The sequence below is a fragment of the Rhizobium sp. FG96 genome (assembly GCF_057808655.1).
This window is the reverse complement of the sequence record NZ_JBMDIL010000005.1, coordinates 160,583-178,052: the sequence shown is the minus strand read 5'-3', so window position 1 is coordinate 178,052 and position 17,470 is coordinate 160,583. Positions and strand designations below refer to the sequence as shown.

The following is a 17,470-nucleotide window of genomic DNA, read 5'->3' as shown; positions in this document are numbered from 1 at the left end:
CTGTTCTCAGTTTGACGTCGGCCTGGAATCGACGACCGTGACGAGGCCGAGTGTCGGGTCCTGCAACGCCGTGAAGGTCGCGACCGCGCCATTTGCACGTGCCTCATCCTGCAGGTCGGAAAGCCAGTGCTGTATCTGTTCGGTGGTGGCGTTGGGCGGAACGGCGAAGCAACGCGTGCCGCCGGTGTTGATGATATTGGTCGGGCACCGGATCTCGGCCATGACAAGTGAGCCGTCATGGTCTTTGGAATTTCCGCCACCACTGCCACGAAGGCTTGCCGACGAGGATTGCAGGCCAGACTGAAGGCGCTGCAGATATTGCTGGTTCGCAGCGAGGGACTTTCCAAGCAGCTCATTCCAAACCGAGCCTCGTTCGATCTGCGCTTGAGTGTTTCGGTCGACCGCCTTCTTCAGCTGCTCGCCGCAGCCGTTTGCATAGCTCGCAGTTTCCGGCTCGGCAGTACCCTCCGACGGGGTATTATCACCGTTATGGGCCTTGTTACGGGCATAGTAGGCGGAGACCTTTTTGACGTAGTCCTGCGTCTCCGGAATGTTGGGAATCTGACCGTTCTGCAGCGACTGCCGATACGGCCCGGCGTTGTAGCCAGCGGCGATCAGATCATAGCGGTCACCGAACATCCCCTGGAGCTGCTTGATGTATTTGACGCCGCCCCGAATATTGTCGCGCGTGTCGTAGGGGTTGACTCCGAGCTGCGCGGCGGTCCCCGGCATCAGCTGCATGACACCGGTGGCGCCGACCGCAGAGCGCGCCGACTGGCGGAAACGCGACTCCTGCTCGGCGATCGCCATCGCGAAATTCGGATCGACGCCCTGCCGGATTGCCTCCTGTCGCACCATGCTGGCGACTTCCTGCTGGCTCGGTGTCCGTAACGATGGCGCTGCGGGCGCAGTGTCTCCCGCCAGGCCGTCGGCCGAGCAATCGGTCGGCGCGCCCGAACCCTGACCAGGTGCCACGCTATCGGTCGTTCCGCCCGAGGCGCCTTTGACTTTGCGCGTATCGGCCTGATAGGACTGATACCAGTTCTCGGTCGCCTGCTGGATCTTCTGGCGCGCCTGGTCGATGACCGGCGCCTGGGCATGACCTGTGCCGACTGGGAGGATGAGAACAAGGGCCAGTGCCCCGGCCGCGGCTCCCTCAAGGTGCTTTGCGTGCTTCATCGACCGTCACCCCATCCCAGTCGCAGAATTTCGAGAGCCAGTTCTTTGGATCGTCGCCGTACTCGTCGAGCAACATCTCGACTTCGCGCACGGTCTCTTCCCTCCCCGAGAGCACCTTGATGAACTCCGGCATGTGGGACATGTCGACGCGAGCGATCACGCTGCTCTTTGCCTGCTTGATCAGCATGAAGCGCGAACTCGGATCACCGTTCTTGACCCAATCGAATTCCGCTCGCGAGAGACCGAAATGCTCCATGTAGGAGTTTTCGTCAGCCTTCGGATTGGCAAAGAAGATATTGGTCGACGTCTGTTCGATGATCGTGCGGCTGACGGTGGAACGCACTACGTCGTCGGCCGACTGCGTCCCGAAAATGACGAGACCATTCCTTTTTCGGATGGTCTTGAAATAGTCCTTCATGGTCCGCTTGAACTCGTCGTCATCGAGCAGCTTCCAGGCTTCGTCCATCAGGTTGATGATCGGCGCCTTGCCGTCGTAGATCGCGTCCAGCCGGTGGAACATGTAGAGAAGGGCTGCCGTGCGTACCGTCGGATCGTCAAGGATCGATGTCATGTCGAAGCCGATCATCGGTCGGGAGATATCGAGATCGTCGGCAGCGTTGTCGAAGAGCCAGGCGTAGGGTCCCTTGTCGACCCATTTGTCGAGCCGGGCGATCAGGCTGCCCTCGGTCCGCTCGCTGCCAGCAAGCAGCGCCCGCAGTGAAGAAAGACGCCGATACGACCTATCCTTCGTCTTGAGGACCGACTTGATCGCGTTGCGAATGATCGCTTCTTCCTGCGGCGTCAGGCTTTCGCCCTCTTTGGAAGGTTTCAGCATGAAGCTCAGGAGCCCATAGAGGAAAACACGGTTCTCCTCGGTGTCATCAAGCAGTAGCGGGTTCCATCCCGACGGCTGGCCGGGCTCCAGCGACATGTAGGTTCCGCCTGCTGCGCGGACCATGATGTCGAGACCACGGTCCTTGTCGAAGACAATCGTCTTCAGCCGCGGGCTGACGCGATAGGACTGCAGGATCAGGAAGGCCATGATGACGGTCTTGCCCGAACCGGTCGGGCCGAAGACTGTCGTGTGCCCAACGTCGCCCTGGTGGAAGTTGAAGAAGAAGGGCGTGCCCGACGTCGTCTCGAAGATCGTGATCGCCGGCCCCCAGTGGTTGCCGTCAGGCTTGCCGTATGGATAGGCGTGAAAGCTGCTCAAGCCGGCGCAGTTCAGCGTGGAGATGAGGGCTCGCCGGGCGATATAGGCCTGATTGCCAGGAAGCTGCGCCCAGTAGGCGGGCTCCGCATTCAGGTCCTCGCGGACGTAGGAGGCGCCGAGCGCGCCAAGTTCGTTGCCGATCAAGGCCACGGCATCGTCAAGCTGGGTGGTGGTCTTGGCGACCGGCATCACCGTGAGATGATGTTCGGTGAAAGCAACCCGCTTGCGGGCCAGTTCGTCCCGGGCAATATCGAGATTGGCCTGGACACTCGAGCCACCTTCGTCTGCCTTCGACATCTGCCGGTCCAGTCGTTCGATCCGGCTGCGCGCCGCCATATCATCGACAAAAGACATCGACTGGGTCAGCACCAGCTCGAATGGCAGCTTGAGGATATAGTCGAGCATGCCGGCGCCGGTCTCTGGCGGATATTCCTTGAGCGAGACCATCGCCGCGTAGCGATCGTCGTCCAGTACGTCGCCCTGTAGGTGGATGATGCGGTTACCGATCGACGTTCGGCGCGCCGGCAGCATCTCATCGATCGGGATGTTGCCCAGCCGGATCGGCCGGACGCGTCCGCCATTCAGCAGTGTGTAGAAAAATTCGCATTGTTCGGAGAACCAAATTTTCCGCGCGGCTTCGTCGACGACCATATCTTCAGAGACATCGCGGAAGACTTTCCTGTTCTCGCCGAGGTCAGCTTGTACGCGTTGCACGTCGCGAAGAACCTTCGGTCCGTAGACGGAAAGCGACTTCTCCAGCGCTCGTGTTGCCTCGACCAGCTTGTCGCGCATCGCGCGGAACTGTTCCTTGCGCACGATCGTGCCGCCTGCGCCCATGAGGCGTGAGAGCGCGGATCCCTTCCGGAACATGGGGCGCACGACCAGCGAGACATAAGTGTCGTTCACGAACATCTCGTTCTTCGAGATGCTCGACTGATAGACGTGATCGAGGCGCTCCATAAAGGGATCGGCGAAGGCCGACGGCAACGACGGCGCAACCTTGCGTCTGATCACGTGGGTATAAAGTGCGAAGCTGCCGATCGAGGAGATCGCACGGAAGGCGGCATTGCGCTGCCGCTGCAGCATATTGATCGTTTCGATATCCGCCGTCTCGAAGGAGAAGCCGGTGAGCTTCAGCGTCGAGACGAGGCAGTCGTTCTTCAGGCGGATGATGCCGTTTTCGATCGGGACGTAGAAAGGAACATGCGTCGCCACATTGCGGTCTGCAAAGATCTCCCAACCCTTCGACAGACTGCCTCTCAGCGATCTCGCCATCGTGTTCATCGCTTACACTCCGTAGGTTCTGACGCCGCCACCGAGCTTCCGGCCAAGAGGGTTGATACCGCACATGCTGAGGCGCCCGACGATCTCGAAAAACCAGAGATCGAGCTTGACGGTGAGCACGTAGAGAATGCTGTGGAGGACCATGAAGGAGACCGGGAACCACAGGATGGATCCCAGGATCATGAACACCATCAGCGAAACAAAACATTCCGCCAGGAAGTAGGTGTAGGGAATTCCCATCACTGTCGGCGGTCGTGTGAGAGCCAATATGACGGGATGGGATTCGATATAGTCGTCGCCACCATCGGAGATGTTCCCGGCCATGGCTAAGACCCGCTGCCAGCGAGGAAGTCGACGAGCTCGGCAGCGGCAAACATGCCGGCAAGGCTTCCTCCAACCCGAAGCAGCGCTCCCCAGGACCAGTAACCGAAGGCTGCGGCCAGAAACATGCCGATGAAGGCGATCGCTCCGACCGAACGACCGAACGGGCCAGTAAAGAATTGCACGAGGCGGTCGGCGGCATTTTGCAGCGCGTCGAGGTTCTGCGCCGCGGCCGGCTCGTACTGGCTGACGAGCAGGATCAGGCTCGCGGCAAGCACGATCGCGGCGTTGCCAACCCATTTCCGCCTGACCATCGAGGACCAGGCAACGCTGCCATAGAGAACGGCCGTCTGGACTGCCAACACGATGGGATTCATTGAGACACCTCTTCCTTGACAATTTTGACCGGCCCGCCAGCATCATTCTGAGCCTCATCACGCTGAGGACGGACGTCTGACGGGGACGGAGTTGCAACAGAGAACACAAGCATGGGGGATTTGGCCCGGTCGGCACGCCCGGTGCTGCGGGGCGCCGAAGTTAGACCTTTGGGCCGGAGAACCGGGGTGGCCGCTGTGCCGGTATAGTATCCGACGACACGGGTGACGTAGTCGGCGGTCTCTCGGATCAATGGCAGGGAATGGCGAAGGTCGACATTCGGCTCGCCAGCATTATAAGCGGCGGCGACCAATACAGGATTTCTGTACTTGGCGATCAAGACGCGGAGAAATCGCGTGCCGGCCCGGATGTTCTGCTCCGGATCCGATAGATCGGTTGCACCGAAGGCTTCGCCGAACTGTGGCATGACCTGCATCAAACCGATGGCGCCCGCGGAGCTCACCAGGTCTGGATCGAACGCGGCATTTTCTGCCCGCATCACAGAAAGCACCCAATTCGGATCAACCTGCTCCTCACTGGCAACCTTCAATGCAAGGCCGGTATAGTCCGTGGGGACACCGGATAAAAGATCCGGTCGGGCCTGTACTGGTGGCTCGCTGACATTGATATGAGGTGCGGTTGCCGGCTCGGCGAGCTCGGGAACGGCTGTTGCCTGGTCAAACGAATAGACGCTGACCATCGAATGCACAGCACGTTCCCGTCGGTCATTCGTGCTGCCAGCCGCTGATCCTGTTGATCGCCCAGCATGGTCACTGAACCCTCCAATGGAATCCAGCGGGCGAGCGCTGGCGCGGAGCGCATTTTCAGTGGACGACCCGCTAAATCGCTCGCTAAAGGTGGCAGAATCGATCGTTGGGATGTCCTGCGTCGAAACAGCAGAGGCGGAGGGCTCCGGATTTGGCGGCAGGGCGTCGACCTCGACCGCCTTAAACTCCATCCGGTTGGCAGGGTGCCGTAGGTGCGTCGACTTTCCCGACACGATTTGACCGCTGCTGTCATCGGGGCCGGAGGCGAAACCGGTGAGCAGAAAAGCCGACGTTCCGGCGAGCCAAAGCACGCTCCGCGAGGATATCTTGTGCGGTCTGTTCACAGGCGAAAGCGGAGCGCTATCCATGGCTGAACCAATGCAAATTATACTGCGGTATAAGATTTTGAACCGCATTCAGCCGTAGAAATCAACCCCAAAGTTTAACTGGAGTATAATTATTGTCTCGCCGCGCTACCTCACGAGAAGAGCTTCATTAAGAAAAATCAGTCCCTTAGCCGTGACCATTTATCCGGAGTCCAGCGATACCGAAGCTGTTCGCGGTCTCCCAAAATACGAGCAAGACGGACGGCGGTCCCGCCCTTTATCAGTACCGAACCAGCGTCGGTGCCCGAAGTCGCGACAGAGATTCGGCACACAAAATTCGGCAACTCTCTTTGTATCCTGTCCACCGGATAACAGGACTCGACCTGGTAGCGCCCACCATCAAGTCCGATCGACAAACCCCTGTTTTGGACTGGGCCAAGACGGTGGCGTCCGAAGTGGTTTCCATATTCAAGCTGGCATTCGACGATGTTGCTGGAGTAGGCTTTACAGGCTGCCAGGGTGAGATAGGCAAAAGGTGCCGGCGGCAGCGGGCGCGGCTGTTCAACTTGATGACCACATCCTGCGAGCAGGGTCATTGCCGCCAGAGATCCTAAGAGCTTCCTGAAAAGACGCATTGTATCGCTTTCTAGCTTGCCTGCCGATAACCGGCATGTTCGAGGGCTTCGAGAAAAAGATCGCGGGCGAGCGCGCAATAGGGTGACGAGGCCTGAGCCAGGTGAAGCTGGGTGAGCACCAGACCGAGATCGGAAACGGTAGTCACGACCTCCTTCAGGTCACTGTTGAACGCGTCTCGCAACACCTCGCGGCCATCGTGGCCTTTGACCACGATCGCGTAGTCGTCACGCGCGATGCTGTGCCACAACTCGATCATGCCGGTTTCGCCGACTGCGCTTTCCGTGTCGCAGATGAGCAGAAGCGCGTAATCCGGATCGCGCATCGCGCTTTCCTCTATAGAGGTGTCCCCACGAAATTCCGTCAGCACCACCTCAGAGGCAAAGAGCATCAAGCGCTCGTTCACCAGAAGGCGCTTCTGCCCGAGCCGTACAAAGGCGTTCATGACGGCGGAGCGGATTGCTGCGGGTGGAAGATTTTCCCCGCAGTGTTCGCAGATCGATGTCAGTTGGCCGTCCAGAAATGCGAAGGTGGTATGGAAGCGGTTGATGACGGATCGCTCGATATGTTCGGTCTGACCGCCCAGCGCCTCAACGAATGCGAACCCATCAAGTCTTCTTCGCGGTTTCGCGAGCATATAGCTTTCCGGCTCAGACCCTGCGTCCCCCACCAGGCTTGAAGGGCCAACGACAACAGCTGCGGACCGTGTCTGTGCACCACAGTCAGGGCAGTCCGCAGTGAACGGCACCATGTACCATTCCTTCGTCACGAGGGATCGATTGTGTATCAGAGTCAAACCTTATTCTTGAAAGACAGAGTACCGGCCCGCCCCGCAGCCTATACCAAATTACCAAATTATACTCCGGTATAATTTATCAGCAGAAATTGGCTTGCTCAAGCGGGAAAAAACGAGGGACCGGGACACGTTGGATTTCCCAGGTTTTAGAGGATCCGGTGATCACGCTGCTCCGCTGACGCGACATTCACCGATGCGCCGGATCGCTCAATAGCCCGTTCCCGAAATGACCTGTTCGCTGATCCGCCCAGTCGCGCGTGCACGCAAACACCCGTTGGGCGATTTGCGCAATCACCGATACACCGACGAGCGGGATCGCCTGAACTCCCATTCGCCATATCGGTGTCGCACCGTCTCCCTTATTTGCTGGCTGACCGATCTGCCGCTTCACCCAACTGCTCAATCACTGGTTCACTCATTCGCCGAAAGGCAGATGCGCTCAAACGGCGATTCACCTTCTTGCGTATAGGCGCAGTTGCCTATTCGCACATTCGCATGTCTGTCGAACCGACCATCCACCTATTGGCGGATTCGCCCCATTCGCTGATGAGCGAAAACGCCTGACCGCCGAGATGCCGCTGCATTTCACGGCGGCCGAAAGCTGTCTGCCCAAAGAGTCCGCTCCGGAGCCTCCCATTCTGCCGACCCGACCTCACTCCCCCACGGCCTTGTTACGTCTGAAAAATGAAAGACCGGGAAACCCTTGCTCCGCCTCTGAAGCGACTCGCCCCTCGGGCGAAAACGGCTATTGGTATACCAATAGCCTATCCTGCCATCTCTCACCAAACCGGTCTGGCCGCCGTGCCCGAAGCGCCCATGCTGTTGCGGGTCATCAGACAAAGCAACAGCGATCACAGGCTCAGGCCTGTGATCCGCGCCGGAGGAATAGCGCGGTGGCCAGACCGGTTTGGTGAGAGATGCTGAAGCGAGCCGTTGTCGCGAGGCGCCGGGATGGCCGTGACCGAAGAGAACGGACGTCGATGGCGCACGAGCGATGAGACGGCGAGCGCACGGCAGGAGAGGAGGATCACCTGCAGCGAATGCCTGAAGACATTAGGGCGCAGCGTAAGGTGATCCTCCTCTCCGTGTTGTTTGGGGAAGTCGCGGCAGCGTCCGTTTAGCGGCCCGAAAGGCCGGGCGGGTCTCGACCCGCACCGTAAGGAGAGGGGTGTTTGAGGGGAGAGGCGGCAAGTCTCTCCCCTCAAGACCGCGTGCAGGCTCGATGCCGGCAAGCGGTCAAGCCCGCAGAAGAGACGAGAGACGGCGAGAGCCGCCTCTCGTCTCGCGTCAATAGTAGACGATGCGTGCGATGCTAATGGCGATACCCGCCTCATTGCGAATGGAGCGGACGATTGGGGCGAGAGTGCCCAGCTCCTCATCGGTGAGGTCAACGAGCCTCGGATAGTTGCTCTCGACGCCGCCGCAATCGGCCGACAGCGCATAGTGCCATTCGCCGCCGTTCACGCGGTACTCGTGGGTGTCGTAGTCGATTTCGAGATCATCGAGCGGCGTAATCCGGAAACGGGCAAAGCATCCCTCTTCGCCATGAAGCTGCAAGGCGACGAGACCTTCATCGTCGGGCGCGGTGGCAAGCTGACGCTCCAGCGCAATGAGGGCTCGCAGCCGCGCAATTGCAGCTGCCAGCCCCTCGGCGAGTTCCGTCATGTAGTTTGAGCAAGAAGTCGTCCTCGCAACCGACGCGACTTGCAAGGATAATAAGCCTGAAGCCCGCAAGCACTGCGAGCTGATGAACGTTGTACCAGTCATCGGACATATCAGTGTCTCCTCTCCGTCTCTGACGAAAGGAGGCTGCGCCGTAGCCGCGAGGGGTCAGGGATCGCGGAACGCGACCGCCAAAGGCGGCAAGCGGAGGAACCGATTTTCTGTCGATGGCCCGAAGGGACTGCGGCGGAAAATTGGAGGGGCCGCGCAGTCCTTGAGGCCGTCATGCGCCCATGACACCCTCGGACGGACTGAGCTGACATTTCCTCTCCGTATCGCACCCGAACACGAGGACGGGCTCGATGCCCGTCTTCGGGTTACTGCTACGTGATCAGGTGAATAACTGTGGAGATCCCTGGCTTTGCGAACGAATTGCCGCAGAGTGTCGATGACAGTGGCGGTCGACGATGTCAGGGATTCTGCATCTCAAACGATGCGGAGCACACAGTTATGACGACAACTAACGAAATCGCCGACAAAATCGCGGCAGAGCACAACCTCACCAAAGTACAGAGCAAGGCTATCGTGGAAGCCGTGATTGCGTCGATCACAGCAGCTGCGGTTGCCGGCAACGAAACGAGCCTCCCCGGCTTCGGTAAGTTCAAAGTAAGGGAAACGCCGGAGCGCGAGGCCCGCAATCCTGCGACCGGCGCGACGATTAAGGTTGCCGCCGCGAAAAAACTGGCGTTCACGTCAGCCAAGGCCTTGAAGGATGCGCTGAACAAGTAGACTTGTTCGCCAGGCAAAAAAGTAGTCCGGCCCGGCCCGGGCTATTTCGTTGTGAGTTTGCATCAGCGGGCGGATGTCCCATTGCGAATATCCTAGATGAGCGTGTCGCTGACCGCGTGATGCGCTTCACGGGCATGGTCATCCAGCAGCTTGTGAAGAACACCTGATGCCAGGGGTATGAAGTCGAAACCGCGTGCGATTGCCGCGGTCCTCAGTCGCGACAGTGTTTCGAACTCCAGGAGGTCGGCGCCCAGCCAGAGCTCAAGATCCTCGCCTTCGGCATGCGGGAATGCCTGGAGGAAGAACGTCTGAAGCGGGCGGTCATAGCCGATGATGGCATCCGGGTCGGTGTGGCGGGATGCGGTTCGGGTGACAGTAATCGTGTAGCGGCTCATGGCGGCCTCCTTTGGAATGGGGAGGCCGGCCCCGATTGCGGGGCCGGCCGTCCGGTTCAGGCCGGGCTGTTCCAGAGGATGACCTTCTTGCCGGGCTCGCCGCCGGGCGCCGGGGCGACGTTGCCGAAGATCACGCCGATCTCGGGTGCTTCGAGCTTCGTGGAGATGTATTCCTCGCCTGTCTGGCGGGAGATGCGGTTCCAGCCTGCGCCGATCTCGAAGCCGGTCTTGCGGTGGATGATGCGATAGTCCGGGGCTTCTTCGCTCGCCTTGCTGGCGTTCGGGATGAGGGCGATCGGGGCGTTGACCCGGATGGTGGCGAAGACGCCTTCGAGAGTGCCGTCGGTCTTTTCGGTCAGGGTTGCGATGGTAGTAGCCATGGGATTGTCTCCTTCGTTGAATCGGGACCATTCCCGATGGCGCCCGAATAATGGGCCGCGCCGCAGGCGTCACCGCAGCGTAGCGAAGGGGAACCCCCTTGCGGGGTTGACGCTGATTGCGGCCGGTCCCTTAGAAAGGCGACATGAAGAACGGGAATGGTACTTGATTGCGACGGCGGCGGGGAGACCTCGCCTTGTCTGCCTTTTGCAGACCCGCCGAGTGCCGCGCTCGTGCATGCGTGAGTGGCATTAGGATCAACGGACCCCTGCCACCAGCCAAGCCGAGGGGACGCAAGTGATCGGCAACGTCCTGAGCCCGGTGCGGCTGGGCCGAATGCGCCCCTCCTTGAAATATGCCACGACAGATGACATATTGTACGCGACACTTGACGCGGAGAACGATGATGGCCCTCGCAGCTAAAGCCCCTTCCACAACGGTCGCCGGTGGGGAATTGCAGAAGATCGAAGCCCTACTTGGCGGTTCGCGGGTGCTCGCGCGCCGGCTGACCAGTGCGCTTGATGCGCATGAGCTGCTATTGCACGGCCTGCCGGCCTTAGCGCTCGATCACCTTGTCGGCAATCTTGTCGTCATAGGCAAGAACGAATCGCTGGAAAAAGCGGTCGGCATGAGCCTGCGCACCTGGCAGCGTCGGAAGGACGCGCTGTCCAAACCGCTCAGCCAGGAACAGAGCGGCCGGGCCTGGAAGTTCGCCGAGATCCTTGCCAAGGCGACAGATGTCTTTGGCTCACAGGCGGAGGCCGAGCAATGGCTGGAACGCCCAGCGATCGGGCTTGATCAGCGCCGGCCGATTGATCTTCTCGGCACGCCCGCCGGCGTCGAATTGGTCGAGGATCATCTCGATCGCCTTGAATACGGCGTCTATGCATGACCCTTCTACCGATTTCGCTCGGCGGAACCGAGCTTGTGGCATGGCGGCTCGATCAAGCCATCCATGCGGCGACATGGGATAGTGGCGAAGGCGCCTATCGGGTTGGCGGACGCTGGAACAGTAAGGGCGTGCGGGCGGTCTACTGCTCGCTCGATCCAGCGACGGCGATCCTTGAGGTGGCGGTGCACAAGGGATTCCGGGCACTCGATACGGTCGCCCATACGATAACGGCAGCCGTCGTTGCCGACCCCGCCCATGTCCACGTCGTTGATCCGGCGACCGTACCCAATCCCAACTGGCTGCGACCGGGCATTCCCGGGGCGGGACAACAGGCCTTCGGAGACACGCTGCTGCGCCGACACCGGTTCGTCGCGATCCCCAGTGCGGTCTCGACGCACAGCTGGAACCTGATCTTTCTAGCGGGCGGTGGGGCAGGTGCCTACGCGCTCAAATTCCAGGAGTCGTTCGCGCTCGACACGCGGCTGCACCCACCCGGATCCTAGACGGTCGGGAATTGGATGGAGCCTGCTCTGCAGGCGGCGGCGCGACGGATATCAGTCCAGGCGGCTGACGTGCCACCCCTGAAGGAAGGCAGCCACAATCTTGATCATGAAGGCCTTGCTGAAGCGACCGAGGATCGGACCGCCTTCCGTTTCACCGCGCTCATCCTGCCATTCCCAAAGACAGGGATAACCGGTCACCTGGCTGAGGCGGAGTTCACGGCTCATCGTCGTAGCCTTCGCCGCGCGCCAGCCGATCGAGCGCCTCGTCGAACAGTGCCGCATGCTCGGCGGGCATCTCCGAGATAGAATGCGCTCGGCGCGGGTCGCCGCCCGTGCAATACGCTCATAGTGCTCGTAGCTCATCAACACGAAGCGCGGCTTCTTGTGCCGCGTCAGCATGACCGGCTCGCGGCTTGCCGCGTCGGTGATATCTCCGATTTGCTTGTTCAAATCGGCGGTCGAGAACCGCTTCATGTATATGGTCTCCGCGATTCTCCATATAATTCAATTTCTCCATATTTTCCATTTTTTACATTTTTCTAGAGGAACGGCGCTCACGCGCCGTCTCCCGAGGCCTGCCAGACCGGGATACCAAGGCGACGTGCCTTGTCGGTGAGATTGCCGGTGATGCCGTTTCCGGGAAAGACGATCAATCCGGCGGGCATGACTGAGAGCATCTCGTCATTGCGCCGGAAGGGCGCGGCCTTCGCATGCTTGGTCCAGTTGGGCTTGAAGGCGATCTGCGTGACCTTGCGCGCTTCCGCCCAGCAGGCGGCGATCCGTTCAGCACCTTTCGGCGAACCGCCGTGCAGCAGAACCATGTCGGGATGCTTGGCATAAGCCTGGTCAAGCTTCGCCCAGATCCGCTCATGATCGTTATAGTCCATGCCGCCGGCGAACGCGATCTTGGTGCCGGCAGGGATCAGCACCTCGGTTTCGGCGCGTCGGCGAGCTGAGAGGAAGTCCCGGCTATCGATCATCGCCGCGGTCATGTTGGCGTGGTTGACCTTGGAGCCGGCACGTGGCCGCCAGGATGAACCGGTCTGCGCCTCGAACAGGTCGGCCGCATAGTCGCGCATGAACTCGAAGGCGTTGCGGCGCTCCAGGAGCGTGATGCCCTCGGAGATGAGGCGTTCAAGCTCGACACTCTTCACCTCCGAGCCGTCCTGCTCGCGCTGGCCGGTGCGCTGCGCTTCCTCGTTGCGATCGAGTTCGCGCTGGATGCGCTCGCCAGCGCGATGGAAGAGATTGGGGATCGACCAGAACAGATCTTCGAGATCAGGCTCCAGCCGGGTGTCGCCGAGCATGTCGGCGAAGGCATCGAAGATCGCAGTGATTGATGACTGGACCTGCGGTTCCTCCGGCAACGGCCGGGGATCCGGCTCGTCCTGCAAGGGGCGATAGCCCAGGACCTGCATCTCGTAGATGAAGCGGTCGGTCGGGGAGGAAGAATGGTTGGGCTCGAAGCTGTCGTCGGCGTGAAGGATCGGGTCCATGATGATCTCCGTTATTTTGGGCCGCGCCTCTCGCGGCCTGACGGCGAACCCGGTCATGCGGATCGAGACCGGAACCGCAAGCGGAGCGCGGGCGGCCCAGCGAAGCGCCGGGCGGCGGAGGGAGGGTTTCTTGACCGGAGAGGAATGACAGGTCGCGCCCGCGGACTGTCAGGGGAAGAAACCCGACCGACCCGCTGAAGGTCGAGCTCCGCGTGATACCGGTCGCCTCTCGGCAGGCCCGCAGGCGCGCCAAGGGAAACCGGAGACCAGCCGATCCTTCCGCCCACGCCGCCTGCGACGCAACCTGCGGCTCCATCCCACCACCCGGCGTCAGGCCATGAAGGTCATCGCGTCTTCCGGCGTGAGTTGCGACATCAGGCTTGCGGCCATCCGATCGGGTCCCAGCCAGCGCAGATCTTCGTTGAAATCGCTGAGCTCGGGCGACAGCACCAGCGGCAGAATCCCGCAGATCTGCGCGCGCCGGCTCAATCGCTCGACGGCGTGGCGGCCGGCGGCATCCGCGTCGGCGGCAATATAGATGCGCTGGCATCCGGGCGGGAAGCGGAAGGCAGCAAGGTGACTGGCCGAGAGAGCCGCGACCAAAGGCATGCCGGGCATCACCTGTGAGAGGGACAGCACGGTTTCGAGACCTTCGCCCGCGGCCACGACCGGGATCGGTGCGTCGAGCGGGAAGCAGAAGCGGACGCCATTGCCGAGCAACGCTCCAAGCGCTCGGCGAGGATTATCGACCCTCGCCTTGCCCCCGCCGGCCGGATCGAGAAAGCAGCGGTGTATCCCGGTGATCTCGCCCCCAGGGCCTGTCACAGCGGCAATCAGCGCCGGATAGCTGCTCGTCTGGCCGGTGACGAGATCGCGGTAGTAGCAGGCCGCATGGAAACGCAGTACCGCGTGGTCAGGACCGCGCAGGATACCGCGCCCCCTGAGATAGGCGTCGGCAAGTGTGCCGGCGAGGGGCTGCGTCGTCCGAAACAGACGCCTGGCACGCTCAGAAGCCGGCGGGGCGACTACCGCGGGATCTTGACTGCCGCTTCGAGAGGGCGATAGCGGCTCCGGCCTGGGGAGGCTGAGGAACCGGCGGGCCTCGAAGGCAACGTCCCGGAAATCGATGAGACCGCAGGTCTCGCGTATGAGATCGAGGAGATCGCCAAACTGGCCGGTCGCTGCATCTGTCCATCGGCCGGCGCGCGGACCGGCGAGATGCACGTAGAGCGAAGCGCCCCTGGTGTTGTCGACATCGCCGACCAGCCAGTAGTGACCGGCCCGGCGGCCGGCCGAGAGATAGTGGCGGCAGACGGCCTCCGCGTCTTGCGCGAGACGCTCCGCCAGTTCGCCTGGGGAGAGCATGGCACGCCCTTCTCATAACCAGCACGCGACATTGACCGGCCAGCCCCGGAAGGTCCGGATCACGGCCAACACAGCGGTCACGATCGCGCCAAGGCTGTCTCCAGCAACGACGCGACTCCGCTGCAGAAACGACCTGGTTTCTTGCGCCGCGAGAGGCGCGTGAAGGCCAGTCCTGACAACACTCGGAACGGCGGAAACGGGGTGTGGCTGCGAGATGATTGTCATCGAAGTATCTCCAGAAGCGAGAAAGAGCGACCTGGCTCGGCGCCCGGCCGGATGGGCTGGACAAGCGTCACCAGGCAGCCAAGGAGGGATCGGCGATCGCCAGCAAGGAGCGCCGATGATCACCGGCGCTTAGCGTGTCTGGCTGCCCATAAAGCCGATGGGATCATCGGCGTCGGGCGGTGGAGGTCAGAGGGGTGGGCATCGGGAAGATCGCCAAGACGCAAAGACGTGTTTGCCGTAACTGCGGCCGACGCCGCAAAGCACGTAAGGCGTGTCGACGCATCGAGGCATTCCAGCAGATCGAGATTCCCACCAGCTGCGAAGCGCGCAGCGGGTGCCGAAGATTGCGCCGGCATGATCGGGGATAGCCCATCACGCACAGGGTGGCCCAGACATAAAGAGGCCCGGCGCCTGACCGGGCTCTAAGATGACGAGGGGTTGGCAGTCGCGCCGGATCTGTGGGCCAGGCGCGCCAACCTATCAGGCAGCGCTTTCGAGCAGCTTCCTGGCCTTGCCTTCGAGTTCGAGACGCGTGTCCTGATTGGTCCTGGTGCGAGCAAGCGCGGTGATGCCCTGGACGAAATCGAAGATCGATTCCGGTGGCCTGCCCTCCTCAGACAGCACCATTTCGATCACCTTGCCGGACTCGGCTTTGGAAAAGCCGCGGCGGCGCAGGAAGGTCTCGCGATCCTCGTCCTTGCGCGCGACGATCCGCTCGCGGGCTGACTTGATGCCGGCGATGAAGGGCGCCGGCGAGGAGTTCGCGAAGCTCGTCAACGCAGGTGCCGCCTCATGGGCAAAGCGCTGGGCGGCAAACTTCGAATGGCGAATGGTGATCTCTTCAAAATTCTCGGTTCCCCAGAGGTTGCGGTTGGCGCAGACAGCGCGGAGGTAAAATGAAGCAATGCCGAGCGTCTTCGATCCAACCTCGGAGTTCCAGGCGTAGAAGCCGCGGAAGTAGAGATCCGGCTCGCCGTTCGCCAACCGCCCGGCTTCGATCGGATGGGTGTCGTCCACCAGAAACAGGAAGACGTCACGGTCGCTGGCATAGAGCGTCGTCGTATCGGTGGTGATATCGACGAAGGGATTGTGGGTCATCGTCGCCCAATCCAGGACGCCCGGCACTTTCCATATCGTGTCGCCGGTCCCATTGCCGGCGATCTCCATTACCGCCGACACCAGCTCATGGTCCCAGATGCGGCCATAGTCGGGTCCGGTCACCGCTCGCAGTTCCAGGCGGCCATCGTCCATCTCCAAAGTCTTGACGAGCTCGGCGCGGTGATTGAGCAGGCCATGCTGCAGATTGATCGCCGCAAGCGGCGCCGGAAGCTGGCGCATATAGGTGGCGGGCGCGCCAACCAGGCTGCAGAGCTGGCCGAAGCTCCAGTGGGTCGGCGCGATCGGCTGGCGCTGGCCGGGAACAAGAAGCGCAAGCCGCTCAGCATTGTCGCGGGTTGCTTCGACCCGGATCGCAGCGCTTTCGATCCTCCGGGCATGGGCGTGCTCAGCGCGGGATCGAACGGTGTCATAGAGATCGCTCAGCGACAGGAAGCGTTCGTCGTCGGGCCGTGAGAACCATTCCGACGAAACGCGGCCGATCCGCATGCCGCGGGAGATATCGACCTTGAAGGCGGAAGAGGCGGTTTGGATGTTGGAAGGCAGGATGTGCATCGATTTGTCTCCATAAACGTAAAACCCGGCGCGATGGCCGGGCGAGGTCGAGGGGTTTTTTCGAAAAAAGCTTAGCCATGTGCCGGCCGGCGATGCGGCAAGCCGGATCGCCAAAAGCCGCGGCGAATTTTGCGCTGGCGATCATGCTGGAAAACCATCGCTGAGAAGACCCGACCGCACCGCGATCGGGTCAGGCTTTTGTGATGCTGGTGAACCGACTGGGCGGCCGTGAGATTCGCTTTCAAACTCACGTCCCGTATCGCCGGGGTCATCGCTTGATGCTTGCGGCTCGTCTTGGAGGTCGGCCGGCTGGTCGGGGATCCCGAAACTGACCCGCCTCGTTCACGCCAATGTAGTCATGGTCGGCGCTCTCCTCCTCGCTTAGACCCTGCGCGCGCAGGGCCAGGAAGGCGCGAAACTGATCGAGCGGATGCAAGGGGACGCGCTGGAGGCCTTCAGCAAGCGGGTCCTCGACCTACTGGGTGTCGTCTCTGCTGACAATGCCGGGACTGCTGGCGGTTCTGGTCAGTCGCTTCTGTGCCACAAGCGTTCGAGAGCGCGATAGCGCGCCCACCGTTGGGAATGCGGCAGATGCCGGTCTCGTTGCCATCGCCGTCGAGTTCAGGCCGGACGTTGAGGCTGGTGAGCAATCCGCGATCGCGATGTCTTGCGCCAAGTCCTCGATCGACAGGCTCGCCCTGAGCTTGCGGACGGTCTGCTGGTTGAGCACCAGCTTGTCGAGGGGAATATTTCGGGCTGCACTGAGGGTGAACTTCTCGATCGCCTTACCCATGCCGTTTCTCCGTAGCGAGCCGGCCAGAAACTCTCTCCAGCCTCCCAACCCGCTACAAAACCCCTTCCCTCCTCTCCCTCTGTCACGCGCCGCTTCGAGCACCTTTCACCGCACAACCTGACCGACCCAGTTATTGAGCGGCACCGTTCTCTAATTCGCGCTCCATTCAGGCGTGGCTCGCCCGTTGTTGAAAAGGCTGAGTCCTGGCTTCTCTGCCTGTTGCGGAACGCCGCAGAGGGCAGATGTCGAGCTGGAGTTCAGGGCGTTCGCAAAGGACCGTTTCCTTCGGTAAAGAAGCCGCAGCCCCGAAGATGAACTTTGCGGGAACACGTTTTCGATCTGCCGCAAGAAAGACCTCGACCAGGACCCTGACTGGATGCTGTCGGACGCGTTCGGATGATGGTTGC

At 61.3% G+C, this 17,470-nt stretch carries 16 protein-coding genes and 3 pseudogenes; 3 read left to right on the top strand and 16 right to left on the bottom strand.

Annotation, left to right across the window (positions count from 1 at the left end):
* Positions 1-6 precede the first annotated feature (6 nt).
* The 8 genes and pseudogenes from ACODR6_RS11695 to ACODR6_RS11660 all read right to left on the bottom strand — a co-directional run bounded on the left by ACODR6_RS11695 (position 7) and on the right by ACODR6_RS11660 (position 8,668).
* Positions 7-1,179 carry a lytic transglycosylase domain-containing protein gene (locus ACODR6_RS11695; protein WP_203431405.1) on the bottom strand — a complete coding sequence of 391 codons (1,173 nt, stop codon included), beginning with the start codon at positions 1,177-1,179 and terminating at the stop codon, positions 7-9.
* Entirely contained in the window at positions 1,157-3,676 is a 2,520-nt protein-coding gene (locus ACODR6_RS11690; protein WP_203431404.1) for a VirB4 family type IV secretion/conjugal transfer ATPase, read from the bottom strand. Before ACODR6_RS11690 ends, ACODR6_RS11695 begins: the two co-directional genes overlap by 23 nt.
* A 3-nt stretch (positions 3,677-3,679) precedes the next feature.
* On the bottom strand, positions 3,680-4,000 hold the full coding sequence (locus ACODR6_RS11685; RefSeq protein ID WP_203431403.1) for a VirB3 family type IV secretion system protein: 321 nt from the start codon (positions 3,998-4,000) through the stop codon (positions 3,680-3,682).
* Between the two features lie 2 nt (positions 4,001-4,002).
* A complete protein-coding gene (locus ACODR6_RS11680) occupies positions 4,003-4,374 on the bottom strand; it encodes a TrbC/VirB2 family protein (RefSeq protein ID WP_203431402.1) in 372 nt (123 codons plus the stop codon).
* Positions 4,371-5,450 carry a lytic transglycosylase domain-containing protein gene (locus ACODR6_RS11675; RefSeq protein ID WP_246777710.1) on the bottom strand — a complete coding sequence of 360 codons (1,080 nt, stop codon included), beginning with the start codon at positions 5,448-5,450 and terminating at the stop codon, positions 4,371-4,373. Before ACODR6_RS11675 ends, ACODR6_RS11680 begins: the two co-directional genes overlap by 4 nt.
* A gap of 194 nt (positions 5,451-5,644) precedes the next feature.
* The gene (locus tag ACODR6_RS11670; protein ID WP_203431400.1) at positions 5,645-6,061 is read right to left on the bottom strand and encodes a hypothetical protein; all 417 of its coding nucleotides are present in this window, start codon (positions 6,059-6,061) and stop codon (positions 5,645-5,647) included.
* 50 nt (positions 6,062-6,111) lie between these two features.
* Positions 6,112-6,735, bottom strand: coding sequence for a hypothetical protein (locus tag ACODR6_RS11665; RefSeq protein ID WP_246777709.1), 624 nt, complete (start codon positions 6,733-6,735; stop codon positions 6,112-6,114).
* Between the two features lie 1,446 nt (positions 6,736-8,181).
* Positions 8,182-8,668 (bottom strand): annotated as a pseudogene (locus tag ACODR6_RS11660) (hypothetical protein).
* 398 nt (positions 8,669-9,066) lie between these two features.
* Between ACODR6_RS11660 and ACODR6_RS11655 the strand changes: the two are divergent.
* Positions 9,067-9,345: an HU family DNA-binding protein gene (locus ACODR6_RS11655; protein WP_203431399.1), complete on the top strand. Its 279-nt coding sequence runs from the start codon at positions 9,067-9,069 to the stop codon at positions 9,343-9,345.
* A 92-nt stretch (positions 9,346-9,437) separates the two neighbouring features.
* Here the strand turns inward: ACODR6_RS11655 and ACODR6_RS11650 are convergent, their stop codons facing one another.
* Together ACODR6_RS11650 and ACODR6_RS11645 are read right to left on the bottom strand one after the other, a co-directional pair.
* Complete coding sequence (locus tag ACODR6_RS11650) at positions 9,438-9,740, bottom strand: hypothetical protein (protein ID WP_029867688.1); 303 nt, start codon at positions 9,738-9,740, stop codon at positions 9,438-9,440.
* 56 nt (positions 9,741-9,796) lie between these two features.
* Entirely contained in the window at positions 9,797-10,120 is a 324-nt protein-coding gene (locus tag ACODR6_RS11645; RefSeq protein ID WP_037115718.1) for a DUF736 domain-containing protein, read from the bottom strand.
* 404 nt (positions 10,121-10,524) lie between these two features.
* On the opposite strand from ACODR6_RS11645, the gene parS reads away from it, so the two are divergent.
* Both parS and ACODR6_RS11635 read left to right on the top strand, forming a co-directional pair.
* On the top strand, positions 10,525-11,010 hold the full coding sequence (gene parS, locus ACODR6_RS11640) for an Xre family toxin-antitoxin system antitoxin (protein WP_025555388.1): 486 nt from the start codon (positions 10,525-10,527) through the stop codon (positions 11,008-11,010).
* On the top strand, positions 11,007-11,513 hold the full coding sequence (locus ACODR6_RS11635) for an RES family NAD+ phosphorylase (protein WP_203431398.1): 507 nt from the start codon (positions 11,007-11,009) through the stop codon (positions 11,511-11,513). Before parS ends, ACODR6_RS11635 begins: the two co-directional genes overlap by 4 nt.
* Before the next feature lie 51 nt (positions 11,514-11,564).
* On the opposite strand, the gene ACODR6_RS11630 is transcribed toward ACODR6_RS11635, so the two are convergent.
* The 6 genes and pseudogenes from ACODR6_RS11630 to ACODR6_RS11605 all read right to left on the bottom strand — a co-directional run.
* The gene (locus ACODR6_RS11630) at positions 11,565-11,738 is read right to left on the bottom strand and encodes a hypothetical protein (protein ID WP_246777708.1); all 174 of its coding nucleotides are present in this window, start codon (positions 11,736-11,738) and stop codon (positions 11,565-11,567) included.
* Positions 11,728-11,987 (bottom strand): annotated as a pseudogene (locus ACODR6_RS11625) (type II toxin-antitoxin system prevent-host-death family antitoxin). Before ACODR6_RS11625 ends, ACODR6_RS11630 begins: the two are co-directional and overlap by 11 nt.
* Before the next feature lie 80 nt (positions 11,988-12,067).
* Complete coding sequence (locus tag ACODR6_RS11620) at positions 12,068-13,009, bottom strand: DUF2493 domain-containing protein (protein WP_203431397.1); 942 nt, start codon at positions 13,007-13,009, stop codon at positions 12,068-12,070.
* Between the two features lie 330 nt (positions 13,010-13,339).
* Positions 13,340-14,374, bottom strand: coding sequence for a DUF7146 domain-containing protein (locus ACODR6_RS11615; RefSeq protein WP_203431396.1), 1,035 nt, complete (start codon positions 14,372-14,374; stop codon positions 13,340-13,342).
* Positions 14,375-15,079: 705 nt separating this feature from the next.
* Positions 15,080-16,270, bottom strand: coding sequence for a DUF932 domain-containing protein (locus tag ACODR6_RS11610; RefSeq protein ID WP_203431395.1), 1,191 nt, complete (start codon positions 16,268-16,270; stop codon positions 15,080-15,082).
* 343 nt (positions 16,271-16,613) lie between these two features.
* A pseudogene (locus ACODR6_RS11605) lies at positions 16,614-17,063 on the bottom strand (ParB/RepB/Spo0J family partition protein); the annotation flags it as partial.
* Positions 17,064-17,470 lie beyond the last annotated feature (407 nt).